We start from the raw sequence: 12,975 nt of genomic DNA, 5'->3' as shown, positions 1-12,975 counted from the left end.
GATGGGGGCCCAACGCTTTCCCGACGTGACAACGGCGATCGTCGTCGCCGTGCTGGTCGCCTTACCGATCTTTGTTCCGACGACGTTGGCGAGCCAGGTCGCGATTTTTGCCACCGCGACGCTGTCCGTCACGCTTCTGCTCGGCTCGGTCGGCCTCCTGTCCTTTGGGCAGGGCCTGTATCTCGGCGTCGGCTCCTACGCGGCTGGGATCCTGCTCCGGGATGCCGGGTTTGGGCTCGGGCCTACGCTCGTGACTGCGACCGTTGCCGGGGCGCTGCTCGCCGGCGTCCTCGGTGCCGTGATCGTCCGACGCCAAGGCGTCTATTTCGTTATGCTCACGCTGGCCTTCGCGCAGATGGGCTTTTTCGCCATGCTCGCCTGGAAGGATGTGACGGGCGGCGAGAACGGCTTCTCGGGCCTGTCACGGACATTCACTCTCTTCGGCCTGCCGATCGCCTCCGCACTCTCGTTCTATCTCCTCAGCGCCGGCGCATTCCTCCTGGCCTTCCTGGCCGTCCAGCGCATCAACAGCTCGCCGCTCGGCACCGTACTGACGGCCATTCGGGAGAACGAGGCCCGAAGCGAAGCGATGGGCTACGACGTGAAGCTCTACAAGATCGTGGCGCTCGCCGTTGCTGGCGGAATTGCGGGCCTTTCTGGCGGGCTTCATGCCGCCTTCCTGGGCTTCGTGCCGCCGAACAACATCGAGCTAGAGATGAGCCAGCGCATCCTGGTGATGGCCATCATCGGTGGTGTTGGCTCGCCCGCGGGAGCGCTCGTCGGGTCGGGCTTCTACACGCTTGTGTCCGAGCTTCTTTCGGAGCTCTGGGCACGCTGGCTCGCGCTGATCGCACTCCTGTTGATTGCGATCGTGCTTTATCTCCCTGGAGGATTGTGGAGCATCGGGGCGCGGCTTGCCGGGAGGCGCGCCGATGGCTGAGCCGATTCTCCTGGCCGACGGCATCGGCGTTCGGTTTGGCGACTTCCAGGCGCTGACCGACATGTCCGTCTTCGTCCTGCCGAATACCATCCACGCCCTGATCGGCCCGAATGGCGCTGGGAAGACGACCTTCTTCAACGCGGTGACCGGGGTTCGCCGCCCGAACGCCGGGACAATTCGCTTTGCCGGCCAGGACGTTACCCGCGCGTCCGGGCACCGGCGTGTGCGGGCCGGCATGGCCCGCTCATTTCAGGTGACGAACATCTATCCCGCCCTGACCGTGGCCGAGAACGTCCGCCTGGCCGTGCAGGCGCGCCACCACCGCGAGGCGTGGGTCTTCTGGCGCTCACCCGCCGCCCGGCGCGACATCGCGGACGAGGTCGCGCAGATCCTTCGCGAGGTCGGCATCGAGGATCGGGCTGCCACAAGGGCGGGCGATCTCTCGCACGGTGCGCAGCGATCGCTCGAGATCGGGATGGCGCTAGCGGCTCGGCCGAGGATGATCTGCCTCGACGAGCCGCTCGCCGGCATGAGCATCGACGACGTCCACCGGACCAAGGAACTCATCCTGGGCCTCAGGAAAAGCATGGCCGTGCTCCTGATCGAGCACAACATGAGCGTCGTGCTCTCCATCTCCGATCGCGTCACCGTCATGGCCCAGGGGCGCAAGATCGCGGAAGATGTCCCCGACCGGATCCGAAACGATCCGGCGGTGCGCACAGCCTATCTCGGGAGCCAGGCATGAGCGGCGGCACAGTGCTCCTGGAGGCCGCCGGGCTCAACGGATGGTACGGCAAGAGCCATATCCTCCAGGGTGTGAACCTCACGATCCACGACGGGGAACTCGTCGCCCTGCTCGGCCGGAACGGGGCGGGGAAAACCACCACCATGCGGGCGCTCACCGGCCTTCTCGCGCGGACGGAGGGCAAGCTCACGTTCCGGGGCGAGAACGTGCTGGGCCTTCAGCCCTACGAGATCGCACGACGGGGCCTTTCCCTTGTTCCGGAGCACCGCGGCATCTTCGGCTCGCTGACCGTCGAGGAGAACCTGACGCTCGCGGCACAGCGAGGCGCACAGTGGAAGCCGGCGGATGTATTCACGATGTTTCCGGCGCTCGCGGGCCGTCGGCGTACGCCGGGGGGGAAACTGTCCGGCGGGGAGCAGCAGATGCTCGCGATCGGCCGCGCCCTCGTGACCGGCCCGAAGGTGCTGCTCCTCGACGAACCGACGGAGGGGCTCGCGCCCGTCATCGTGGAGCGATTGGTCGAACTCGTCCGCGAACTCAAGAGATCGGGCCTTAGCATGCTCCTTGTCGAGCAGAGCCTGGATGTCTGCATGGCCGTAGCCGATCGGCTGCAGATCATCGACGGCGGGACCATCGTCTGGGAAGGCGACGGTCCCGCGCTTGCCCGGGCCGAGGAGGTGCGCGGACGCCACCTCACGCTGGAACACGCATAGCCCGGATCATCCCCGGCCCTCACCGAGGAAGCCACAGCCGGCCCGTCGAGACCCGTTGCGACTGCGGGCCCGCTTTGAGCCGAGCTTCAGTCCAGCGCTCCTTGACGCCCGGTCGTACTGGAATGACCCTTCGGCCGTACTCCTCCCCGGCATTCGCCGGTAACAGAGGAGAGACGGCGTTGTCGCTTCATGCTCGGCTTCGGTGATGTCGAGAACCTGCTCGCGGGAGCGCTGGCTCGGCAGGTTGCTTGTATGTCAGAGCAGCCGGCCGAGGACTCTGCCCACCGCCGGGAACGTATCGAAGATCTCGGTCGCGAACGCGCCGACCTCCGCGAGGTCGCGCCCCATGGCAGCCAGTCTCTCCCGAGGATCTCCGTCGCGAAGGCGCGGTCCTGGAGATTCACATCCTTGGCGCCCGTGATGCCGCGCCCCGATCACAACGGCCGCGACGGAGATGCCTGGCTCGCTCTCGACATCGAGGATGAAGAGCTGCGCCGATAAAGTCTTGGCACCAGCGCCGTCATGGGTTCTTCGTGATCGGGACGGCGGCCACGACGAGCCGGGGAGGGCGGATTTGGCGAGGCGCTGTTACTCTGTCAGGCTTAGGGAGGAGCATCAGCGAGGTGTCAGATGGCCACCACCGTCAAAGAGTTGCTTTCGGCAGCGAACTCTTCCGTGCCGAAGCTTTCTCCCCAGGAAGCGGCCGACAAGCTCAAGGCGCAGAATGTTCTGATCGTGGACGTTCGCGATCCGTCAGAGGTCGAGAAGACTGGAAAGCTCAAGGGCGCCGTTAATGTCTCACGCGGGATGTTGGAGTTCCGTGCCGATCCCGAGAGCCAGTATCACGACCCGGCTTTCCAGAGGGACAAGACCGTCCTCGTCTACTGCGCGTCCGGGGGGCGCTCCGCCCTTGCCGGGAAGACGCTCCAGGAGATGGGGTTCCGGCAAGTGTTCAACTTGGGTGGCTTTAAGGATCTGGCTGAGGCGGGCCATCCGACAGAGCCCGCAACCTCGGCCTCATAGCGGCCGGGATCGCGCTCATTGCTCGCGGTGAAATCCGATAGATCTGAAGGGCTCGGGATCGTCGGATCGACGGAGGACTGGCGCGGAAGTTCAGGCCCGGCCCGCGCCAACGCCGGACTTCGGCTGCAAGCCCGAGAGCCGAAATTGCCTCAACGCGGGGTGTAAGCGCGGCGTCTGTTCGGCCGCAAGGTCCCGCGCATCCACGGTGTAGGCGGCGCGCGTTCCCCTTGCCGCGGATCGTAACTTGCCGGTATCTCGGCCAGCCCGCGCGATTCCAAGCTCGCCGTCGGACGGGAGGAACTGGTTGGCGCACGAGAGGGCTGAGAGCGCCCCCAGAGCGGGATCCGTCTTTTCAGAACCCGATTTCGTCAGGCTCTGGATCATTGGCGTCTCGACCTTCACGGTCAGGTGGCTCGAGACGCTGGTGATCAGCGTCTTCGTTTATCAACGAACCTCGTCAGAATTCACAGTCGCGCTGATGATGATGTGGCGCGTGCTTCCGATGGCGCTTTTTGGCGCCTTCTTGGGTGCCTGGTCGGATGTGATCGATCGGCGCCTGGCCTTGATGGTTATTCTGATCGGTTCCCTGGGGACGTCCCTCAGCATCGCAGCGCTGGCATTCTGGGGGACGCTTGAGATCTGGCAACTCGGAATCGCAAGTTTTGTGAACGGCATTGCTTGGGCGTGCGACAATCCCGTGCGCCGCACCTTGTTGGGGCAGGCCGCCGGCCCGTCGCGTCTCGGAACCGCGATGGCCGTCGATGTCGGCAGCAACAATGCGAGCCGTGTTCTCGGTCCGGCGATCGGCGGCATCCTGATGGTTGCCGCCGGGATCCATGGAGCCTTCTTCTGCGGGGCGCTCCTATACTTTGTTGGGCTTCTGGCAGCCCTTGCTCTTGAGCCTCGGACGAAGGATCAAAACACCACAGCGACTCCGGTGCTGACGCAATTGCTCAACGGCTGGCGCGAAATCAGCCTCAACGACCGATTCCGCGGGCTGCTGCTCATCACCATCCTGTTCAACATCTTTGGCTGGCCGATGGTCAGCCTGATCCCGGTCATCAGCCAGGACGTGTTGCGCCTGAAGCCGGATTGGACAGGGGTACTGACCGGCATCGATGGTGCCGCGACCCTTCTTGGCGCGATCCTGATCGGCTCGTTTGCTCCGCGGCGCTGGTTCGGCCGGTTGTACGTTCTGGGCGCTGGGATCTTCGCTGTCATGATGGGAGCGTTCGCAACCGCGGGTGACCCGGTCGCAGCTGTCGCGATCCTCCTCGCCGTCGGCCTCGGCGGGGCCGGCTTCAGCGTCATGCAATCGACCCTCGTTTTCATGGCCGTCCCGCCTGCTCTGCGCGGAGCAGCCTTCGGCATCCTTTCAGTCTGTATCGGCGTTTCTCCCTTGGGGCTGGTTCTGGTGGGATCGCTGGCGAACGTCGTCGGCGCCCCCGCCGCGCTCAAGATCTTCAGCGTTCTCGGGGTGTTCAGTATCGCGGCAACCTTCACGGCCTGGCGGAAGCTCTGGACGAGCCGATGGGCGCCGGGGTGAGTTAACGTTCGTTGCTGTTTGTAGCCGTGCAAATCCTCGGCGGCTCTGCGCCTGCGAACCGGCTCCGCGCACCGACCTGTACTCGGGATTCTTCCGAACCGACTCCTCTGAAACATTCGCCCTGTGTGTTTCGGGACACGGACACAGCTGGCCGCGCGGGCTTAGTTTCCGGGTGTGAGCCAGGAGGCGAGCATGTTCCAGATCGTCATAGCCGAGATCGTGGTCTGCACGGTCGCGATCGCAGCGAACCTCCTGCTGCTGGGCTGAGGCCCGGCGGGCTACCTCCCAGGCATTTCGGCACTACCCGGGAGCCGCAGCGGTCGGAGATTAGGGCCAGAGCCGGCCCAGGCTGGCGATGAGCCGATTCTGGAAGCCGACGAGAACGAGACATGAAAACGCCCGCTCGGCTCTCACCGGCGGGCGCCTCTGCCCTACACGATCACAGCGCCGGACTGTCTGCCGGGACGGGTGCGGTAGGTACAGGGTCGCTCAAGCCGAAGAGGCGAGCCCAACCCTGTGACGGAGAGATGGTGTCGAACACGCCAAGTTCAAGGTCTCAGGCAGGCAGCGCCACCGAAGCCCCCGATTCATCCTGAGGCGCCCCCATCGGCGAGCCCCAGCAGGAGCGCTTCCTTGACAGCCCGGGCGCTTGAAAATTAATATCCATCCGGTCGGATATTCGAATGAGCGAGAATGGGTCGTCGTAGGGTTATCAACCGAGATGCCGTGCTGGATGCCGCGCAGCGCGTCGTTAGCCGGGACGGCGCGGCCAAGCTGACGCTCGAGGCGGTCGCGGCCGAGGCGAATATCAGCAAGGCAAGCGTCCTCTACGACTACGGCACCAAGGAAGCCCTGATCCGCGCGATCATCGAGAAGCGTGTGGCCGCCGAGACCGAGCGCGTCGAGACGGTCACGGCGCAGATCGGGGAGAGGGCGGACGCGGCAATTCGAGGGCGCATCGCGGCGGCGGTCAGGTCCGTCAGCGACGAGGACAGGGCCGTCGCGATCAGCCTTTGCGCCGCGGCCGCGCAGAACGCGACGCTGCGGCACCCGATCCAGGAAGCCTATCGTCGCTGGATCGAGGAGATCGAGGCCACGTCGGAGCACCCGCGCGGTGCGCTCCTGGCCTTCCTGGCGCTCGAGGGTCTCACGCTTCTCGAATGGTTCGGCCTCCACGCCTTCCCGCCAGAGCAGCGCGAGCGGGTCCTGAGTGAGATCGATTGGCTCCGCACCCAATCACCGGCGCACGTCGAGCACGACGCTGCGCTGCCCAACAAAGTTCCTCGGTGACGTGACCAAGACTCACCTCACCAATCTCAATCACAGCGCAAGGTAACCTTCGTGCAGGCTCGACTGTGCTCGTTCATTCTCGTCGCGTTGCTTGTCAGCGCTTGCACCGATCAGGACCGCAAGGCCGCGGCTCCTGCAGAGGCGCCGCCGATTGCGGTCGGCACAATCAAGGTCGAGCCGAAGCCCCTCCCGGTCACCAACAATCTGCCGGGCCGGATCGCGCCTACGCGCATCGCGGAGGTGAGGCCGCGCGTGTCCGGTATCGTGGTCGAACGCGTGTTCACGCAAGGCAGCATCGTCAAGGCAGGCGACGTTCTCTACCGGATCGACCCGGCGCCTTTTCGGGTCCGGGTGGAGAGCGCCGAGGCGACCCTGAAGCGAGCCGAGGCGGTCCGTCTCCAGGCGCAGCAACAATCGGACCGCGTGCGCGAGCTGCGCGAGCGCAACGTTGCGAGCGCGCAGCAATTCGAGAGCGCGACGGCCGCTCTGGCGCAGGCTGACGCCGATGTCGCCATCGCCAGGGCTGGCCTCGCGGCCGCCAAGCTCGATCTCGAGTATTCCGAGGTTGCCGCCCCCATCGGTGGCCGCATCGGCCGTGCGCTCATTACGGAGGGAGCGCTCGTGTCGGCCAATTCCCCCGAGAGCCTGGCCACGATCCAGCAGCTGGACCCGATCTACGCCGACTTCACGCAATCGGCCGGCGAGCTCCTCGGGCTCAGGCGGGCCTTGCAGGAAGGCGCGATCACCAAGGGCGATCCGGATGCGGCGAACGTCCGGCTCCTGTTCGATGACGGGAGCCAGTATCGGCATCCCGGACGCCTGCTTTTCTCGGAAGCGACGGTCGACGCGACGACAGGGCAGGTCACGCTGCGTGGCGAGTTTCCAAACCCGGACGGCGACCTCCTGCCGGGCATGTATGTCCGCGTCCTGATCGAGCGCGGCGTCCAGAGCGACGCGATTGCCGTCCCGTTGCAGGCCGTGCAGCGCGACGGGGGCGGTCAGGCAAGCGTCTACGTGCTGCGGGACGATGGCACGCTCGATCTCCGGCCTGTCGTGACGGGCCGAGCGCTAGGCAACGATCAGGTCATCGACGGTGGCCTGAAGCCCGGCGAAGAGGTCGTCGCCGAGGGCTTCCAGAAAATACGCCCTGGCGCGCGCTTCAAGGGTGAGCCGTGGAAGCCCGCCTCGTCCGACGCCGCCGAGAACGGCAAGCAGGGTTGATCGATGCCGAGCTTCTTTATCGACCGGCCGATCTTTGCCTGGGTCGTCGCGATCTTCATCATGCTCGCCGGGATCATCGCCATCCCGATGCTGCCGATTGCCCAGTATCCGAACGTCGCTCCGCCGCAGATCACGATCGGCACCAACTATCCCGGGGCCTCTCCGGAGGAAATCTACCAGAGCGTCACCCGCCCCGTTGAGGAGGAGCTCAACGGCGTTCCGGGCCTGCTCTATTTCGAGTCCACCTCGGAGGCGAACGGGCGCATCAACATCACGGTCACCTTCGCGCCGGGCACCGAGATCGGCGAAGCGCAGGTCGAGGTGCAGAACCGGATCAGCCGCGTGGAGCCGCGGCTGCCGCGCACCGTCGTGCAGCAGGGCATGCGGGTCGAGCAGGCGGGCACGAGCTTCCTGCTCTTCGCCGTGCTGATCTCGGAAGACGGTCGGCTCGATGCCGTCGGCCTCGGCGACTACATCAGCCGCAACGTGCTGGGCGAGATCCGTCGCGTGCCGGGTGTGGGCAGTGCCCAGCTCTTTGCGACGCAGCGCTCGATGCGCATCTGGATGGACCCGGAAAAGATGCTCGGTCTCGGGCTGACCTCCACAGATGTCATCGACGCGATCACAGCCCAGAACGCACAGGTCGCAGCCGGACGAATTGGCGCCAGACCCAACCCGATCGGAACCCAGCTGTCGGCGACCGTGCTGGTCAAGGGCCAGCTTACCTCGCCGGAGGAATTCGGCGCGATCGTGCTGCGTGCGAATACCGACGGCTCCTCGGTTCGCCTGCGCGACGTGGCCCGGGTCGAGGTCGGGGGTGAATCCTACAACTTCTCGACCAGGCTGAACGGGCAGCCGGCCGCCGGCATCGGCGTGCAGCTCTCGCCCACCGGCAATGCCATGGCGACGGCGACCGCGGTCCGCGCCAAGATGGAGGAACTCGCCCGCTTTTTCCCGCCCGGGCTGAAGTACGAAATTCCCTACGACACCTCGCCCTTCGTCAAGGTCTCCATCGAGAAGGTGCTGCACACGCTCCTCGAGGCGATGGTGCTCGTGTTCGTCGTGATGTTCCTGTTCCTCCAGAACTTCCGCTACACGGTGATCCCGACCCTGGTCGTTCCCGTCGCGCTGCTCGGCACCTGCGGGGTGATGTTCGCGGCCGGATTCTCCATCAACGTGCTCACGATGTTCGCGATGGTGCTGGCGATCGGCATCCTCGTGGACGACGCGATCGTGGTGGTCGAGAACGTCGAACGCATCATGGCCGAGGAAGGGCTGCCGCCGAAGCAAGCCACCCGCAAGGCGATGGCCCAGATCACCGGTGCCATCATCGGGATCACGCTCGTGCTCACGGCGGTGTTCGTGCCGATGGCGTTCTTCCCCGGTGCGGTCGGGATCATCTACCAGCAGTTCAGCCTGACGATGGTGGTCTCGATCCTGTTCTCGGGCTTCCTGGCGCTGACCCTGACGCCCGCACTCTGCGCCACCTTCCTGAAGCCGGTCCCGAAGGGGCACCACGAGAAGAAAGGCTTCTTCGGCTGGTTCAATCGCAAGTTCGACAGCGCGACCAACGGCTATGCCGGCATGGTCGGTGGGATCGCACGCAAGCCCGGCCGCTACATGGTCATCTACCTGGCGTTGCTCGTCGGGCTGGGCTGGAGCTTCGTGCGCCTGCCCTCCGCGTTCCTGCCCAACGAGGACCAGGGCTTCCTGCTCGTCGACGTCCAGGCTCCGCCGGAGGCGAGCGCCAACCGAACATTCCAGGTCATCCAGCAGATCGAGAAGATCGCGCTGGCGGAGCCTGCCGTTTCGCGCATCCTCGGCATCTCCGGCTTCAGCTTCTCCGGAGCGGGCGAGAATGCGGCGCTCGCCTTCATCACGCTCAAGGACTGGAGCGAGCGCGGCCGGAGCGATTCCGCCGCCGCGATCTCGGGGCGGATCAACGGGAAGATGCAGCAGATCAGGGATGCGCAGACCTTCGCGCTCTCGCCGCCTCCGATTTCCGGCCTCGGCAACTCGACCGGCTTCACGTTCCGGCTGCAGGACCGTGCGGGTCGCGGCCAGGAGGCACTGTCGCAGGCGCGAACCCAGTTGCTCAACGCTGCCCGCCAGAGCCCGATCCTCGCCGGGTTGCGCGTCGAGGGCCTAGCCGACGCCGCCCAGGTCAACCTCGTCATCGACCGCGAAAAGGCGAACACGTTCGGCGTCGCCTTCGCGGACGTCAACGCGACGATCTCGGCCAATCTCGGCTCGGCCTATGTCAACGACTTCCCCAACGACGGTCGCATGCAGCGCGTCACCGTGCAGGCTGACGAGGGACAGCGCATGCAGGCGAACGACCTGCTGCGCCTGAACGTGCGCAACGTCCATGGCGGAATGGTGCCGCTCTCGGCATTCGCCACGATCGAGTGGCAGAAGGGGCCGACGCAGGTGGTGGGCTACAACGGCTATCCGGCCGTGCGCATCGCCGGTCAGGCCGCCCCAGGATATTCCTCGGGCGCTGCGATCGCCGAGATGGAGCGGCTGGCGCGCGACCTGCCGGCGGGGTTCGGCTACGAGTGGACCGGGCAATCTCTGCAGGAGATCCAGTCAGGCTCGCAGGCGCCGTTCCTGATCGCGCTGAGCATCCTGTTCGTGTTCCTGCTGCTCGCGGCGCTCTACGAGAGCTGGTCGATCCCGCTCTCGGTGATGATGGTCGTGCCGCTCGGCGTGATCGGCTCTGTAGCGGCCGTGACGCTGCGCGGCATGCCGAACGATGTCTACTTCATGGTCGGGCTGATCGCGATCATCGGACTGTCGGCGAAGAACGCGATCCTCATCATCGAGTTTGCCAACGACCTGCGCGAGCAGGGCATGTCGCTGCGTGAGGCGACGGTCGAGGCCGCGCGCCTGCGCTTTCGGCCGATCCTGATGACCTCGCTGGCCTTCACACTCGGGGTGGTGCCTCTCGCCATCGCTTCTGGCGCGAGCGCGGCCAGCCAGAATGCCATCGGTACGGGCGTGCTCGGGGGCATGATCTCCGCGACGGTCCTGGCGATCTTCTTCGTTCCGGCCTTCTTCGTATTCGTCATGTCGATGTTCGGCCGGGGCGTGAGACCGGTGTCCGCGGAAGGGAGGCCTGAGACTTCGAGCGGTACGCCTTCCGCCATCGGCCGGACGGAAGGCGCGGCCGAGGCTCATTGAGGCGTCTCGGTGCTGGATGTTCGGACCGAATGGCGCCTCTCTGATACCCGCACTCGAATGCCGACACGCCGCCCGTTCATGATGCGGGCGGTCACGCGCGGGCAAGAACACCCGAACTTTTCCGGCGCATTGGGAGGCGGCAGTAGGCCGGAGCATCGTCCTCAAGACATTGGCTCACCGGGGTTCGGGAACATACTGGGAAGACGAGGGGAGTCGGTTCGGTACCGTTGATGATGTAGCGTCTCACCCGCGCGGGCGCTGGCCTGAGAACGGTGGCTTTGGCGGGGCTCTGCCCCACACCGCTGACACCCGGCGGAAGCGAACAGGGCCCCGCCATGAATGTCACATCCGCAGCTGTGCTCTTGTTCATCGTGATGGACCCGCTCGGGAACGTGCCGTTGTTCCTGTCCGCGCTCAGGAAGGTGGACCCGGCGCGGCACCATGCCATCATCCTGCGGGAACTCGGTATCGCCCTGCTCGTGATGCTGGCGTTCCTCTTCGGAGGGCAGGTTTTCCTGCGCCTGCTCAATGTCTCCCCGGCAGCCCTGACGGCGGCTGGCGGTATCGTCCTACTCCTGATCGCCGTCCGCATGATCTTCCCCACACCCGATCGGCCACTTCGGGAGGATGTTGCCGAGCCGTTCGTGGTTCCTCTCGCGGTCCCCTACACGGCAGGGCCGTCCGTGCTCGCAACAGAGCTCCTCCTCATGACCCGCGAGCCTCACCGCTGGCCGGAATGGGTGGCAGCCATTTGCCTCGCGTGGCTTGCTGCCGCCGTGATCCTTTACCTGGCCAGCGACTTCCGGAAGCTGCTGGGCGACCGGGGATTGCTTGCGATCGAGCGGCTCATGGGAATGCTGCTCGTTATCGTTGCGGTCGAGATGATCATGAGCGGCGCGGCGCAATTCCTCTCCAAGGTGACTGCGAGCTGAAACGTCCTTCGCCGGGCTCGCTCTGTGCGAGAAGGCGGAGCGCGTTTTCGCACGCGGCCCTGGCGGCACGCCCTGGAGGCGTCGAGGCCGTTACCGTTCGGGGTTCCTGCTAGACCGTGCAGGCTTCCCGGGTCCAGACGCGCTCAACTGCTGCCCCAGCCGTTCGAGATTGTCCAAAGGCGGCGAGAGCTTCAGCCGTACATAGTCCTCCTCAGTAACGTAGACGCACCGTTGACCGGCATCGACCATCACCTTGCCTGCCGAGATCCAATGTAAGCCCCGCCACTTCATCTGCTCCTCCGCACGATACGAACGGCGCTGCCAGCGAGTTAACGGCTTTGGCTCGGCTGAGGTTGCCACGCCGCCAGTTCGGCTCCAGGCCTCCTGCATCTCCTTGCATTCGGCCGGTTACCTGTTCCGAGATGACGCATCTCTGCGGGCTCGATACGATCCGCGAGTCCGAGTGGGGAACCTCGATGCGCATGGCCATCCCTCCGCTGCTGGCCCTTATCGTTGCGGTGGGCCTCAGCTCCGTGCTGGCGTCCGCCTCGGAGGTTCGGGCCGAAACTGAAGTGGACGTCGCATTGGTGCTCGCGGTCGATGTCTCGCGCTCCATGGACAACGATGAGCAGCGACTTCAGCGCGATGGCTTCGTCGAGGCTTTCCGGTCGATGGCCGTCCACGACGCGATCCGAAAGGGGGCCATCGGACGGATCGGTGTCGTCTACATGGAGTGGTCCGGCCCAACTCAGCAGACCGTGGTGGTGCCCTGGACGCTGCTATCGGGCCCGGAAGACTCGGCCGCCTTCGCCGATCGTCTAGCCCAAGCACCAATCGGGCGCATCTACTCGACATCGATCTCGGGCGCGATCGACTTCGGACTCAAGCTGCACAGCGAGAGCGGGCTCGATCCCGTTCGTCGCGTCATCGACGTCTCCGGGGACGGCCCCAACAACGTGGGACGGGTCGTCACCGCGGCGCGGGACGAAGCCATCGCTCAGGGCATCACGATCAATGGACTCCCCTTCATGGTGAAGCGGCCGACGGGCTTCGGCGACATCGAGAACCTCGACCATTACTACGAGGACTGCGTGATCGGCGGGCCGGGCGCGTTCATCGTGCCCGTTCGCGAAGCAAGGGACTTCTCTGACGCGGTCAGGACGAAGCTGGTTCGGGAAATCGCCGCGGCTCCCGTGTCCGAGCCGCTGACCCGGCTTATTCAGGGCCGAGAGCGGTCGAATTGTATGATCGGCGAGATAAACCGGCGGCAGCGATATGAGCCGTAACCGAGCGGAGCCGAAGACCGTCCGCGAGGTAGCGCGCTGCCCCGAGATGCCCGAGGGAATAGGCTACCTCGTCCAGAGTGCGCCGTCAGCATGCCT

Annotated in this window: 10 protein-coding genes; all 10 read left to right on the top strand. The window is 65.5% G+C overall.

Annotated features, from left to right (window positions below; genetic code table 11):
* The first annotated feature begins 1 nt into the window (after position 1).
* The 10 genes from ACO2SS_RS06235 (at position 2) to ACO2SS_RS06190 (ending at position 12,879) form a co-directional block, all read left to right on the top strand.
* The gene (locus ACO2SS_RS06235) at positions 2-940 is read left to right on the top strand and encodes a branched-chain amino acid ABC transporter permease (protein WP_423276725.1); all 939 of its coding nucleotides are present in this window, start codon (positions 2-4) and stop codon (positions 938-940) included.
* Complete coding sequence (locus ACO2SS_RS06230; RefSeq protein ID WP_423276724.1) at positions 933-1,685, top strand: ABC transporter ATP-binding protein; 753 nt, start codon at positions 933-935, stop codon at positions 1,683-1,685. The genes ACO2SS_RS06235 and ACO2SS_RS06230 overlap by 8 nt, the downstream gene beginning before the upstream one ends.
* Positions 1,682-2,398 (top strand): ABC transporter ATP-binding protein, encoded by a 717-nt coding sequence (locus ACO2SS_RS06225; RefSeq protein WP_423276723.1) that lies wholly within the window; start codon positions 1,682-1,684, stop codon positions 2,396-2,398. Before ACO2SS_RS06230 ends, ACO2SS_RS06225 begins: the two co-directional genes overlap by 4 nt.
* Before the next feature lie 630 nt (positions 2,399-3,028).
* Entirely contained in the window at positions 3,029-3,421 is a 393-nt protein-coding gene (locus ACO2SS_RS06220; RefSeq protein WP_423276722.1) for a rhodanese-like domain-containing protein, read from the top strand.
* 304 nt (positions 3,422-3,725) lie between these two features.
* Entirely contained in the window at positions 3,726-4,967 is a 1,242-nt protein-coding gene (locus ACO2SS_RS06215) for an MFS transporter (RefSeq protein ID WP_423276721.1), read from the top strand.
* Between the two features lie 693 nt (positions 4,968-5,660).
* Positions 5,661-6,257 carry a TetR/AcrR family transcriptional regulator gene (locus tag ACO2SS_RS06210; protein WP_423276720.1) on the top strand — a complete coding sequence of 199 codons (597 nt, stop codon included), beginning with the start codon at positions 5,661-5,663 and terminating at the stop codon, positions 6,255-6,257.
* Between the two features lie 51 nt (positions 6,258-6,308).
* Positions 6,309-7,478 (top strand): efflux RND transporter periplasmic adaptor subunit, encoded by a 1,170-nt coding sequence (locus ACO2SS_RS06205; RefSeq protein WP_423276719.1) that lies wholly within the window; start codon positions 6,309-6,311, stop codon positions 7,476-7,478.
* Positions 7,479-7,481: 3 nt separating this feature from the next.
* On the top strand, positions 7,482-10,661 hold the full coding sequence (locus ACO2SS_RS06200) for a multidrug efflux RND transporter permease subunit (RefSeq protein ID WP_423276718.1): 3,180 nt from the start codon (positions 7,482-7,484) through the stop codon (positions 10,659-10,661).
* 335 nt (positions 10,662-10,996) lie between these two features.
* Positions 10,997-11,593 carry a MarC family protein gene (locus ACO2SS_RS06195; protein ID WP_423276717.1) on the top strand — a complete coding sequence of 199 codons (597 nt, stop codon included), beginning with the start codon at positions 10,997-10,999 and terminating at the stop codon, positions 11,591-11,593.
* Between the two features lie 482 nt (positions 11,594-12,075).
* Positions 12,076-12,879 carry a DUF1194 domain-containing protein gene (locus tag ACO2SS_RS06190; protein ID WP_423276716.1) on the top strand — a complete coding sequence of 268 codons (804 nt, stop codon included), beginning with the start codon at positions 12,076-12,078 and terminating at the stop codon, positions 12,877-12,879.
* Positions 12,880-12,975 lie beyond the last annotated feature (96 nt).

It is taken from the genome of Enterovirga sp. CN4-39 (assembly GCF_049446235.1).
Classification (GTDB): Bacteria; Pseudomonadota; Alphaproteobacteria; order Rhizobiales; family Beijerinckiaceae; genus Enterovirga.
The sequence above is the reverse complement of the archived record's forward strand: the minus strand, read 5'-3'. Positions and strand labels throughout refer to the sequence as shown.

What these genes read in the sequence shown, in the direction of transcription:
- ACO2SS_RS06200 (WP_423276718.1), top strand. Translation starts at nt 7,482, where the DNA reads ATGCCGAGCTTCTTTATCGACCGGCCGATCTTTGCCTGGGTCGTCGCG.
- ACO2SS_RS06210 (WP_423276720.1), top strand. Translation starts at nt 5,661, where the DNA reads ATGGGTCGTCGTAGGGTTATCAACCGAGATGCCGTGCTGGATGCCGCG.
- ACO2SS_RS06220 (WP_423276722.1), top strand. Translation starts at nt 3,029, where the DNA reads ATGGCCACCACCGTCAAAGAGTTGCTTTCGGCAGCGAACTCTTCCGTG.
- ACO2SS_RS06225 (WP_423276723.1), top strand. Translation starts at nt 1,682, where the DNA reads ATGAGCGGCGGCACAGTGCTCCTGGAGGCCGCCGGGCTCAACGGATGG.
- ACO2SS_RS06195 (WP_423276717.1), top strand. Translation starts at nt 10,997, where the DNA reads ATGAATGTCACATCCGCAGCTGTGCTCTTGTTCATCGTGATGGACCCG.
- ACO2SS_RS06190 (WP_423276716.1), top strand. Translation starts at nt 12,076, where the DNA reads ATGGCCATCCCTCCGCTGCTGGCCCTTATCGTTGCGGTGGGCCTCAGC.
- ACO2SS_RS06230 (WP_423276724.1), top strand. Translation starts at nt 933, where the DNA reads ATGGCTGAGCCGATTCTCCTGGCCGACGGCATCGGCGTTCGGTTTGGC.
- ACO2SS_RS06235 (WP_423276725.1), top strand. Translation starts at nt 2, where the DNA reads ATGGGGGCCCAACGCTTTCCCGACGTGACAACGGCGATCGTCGTCGCC.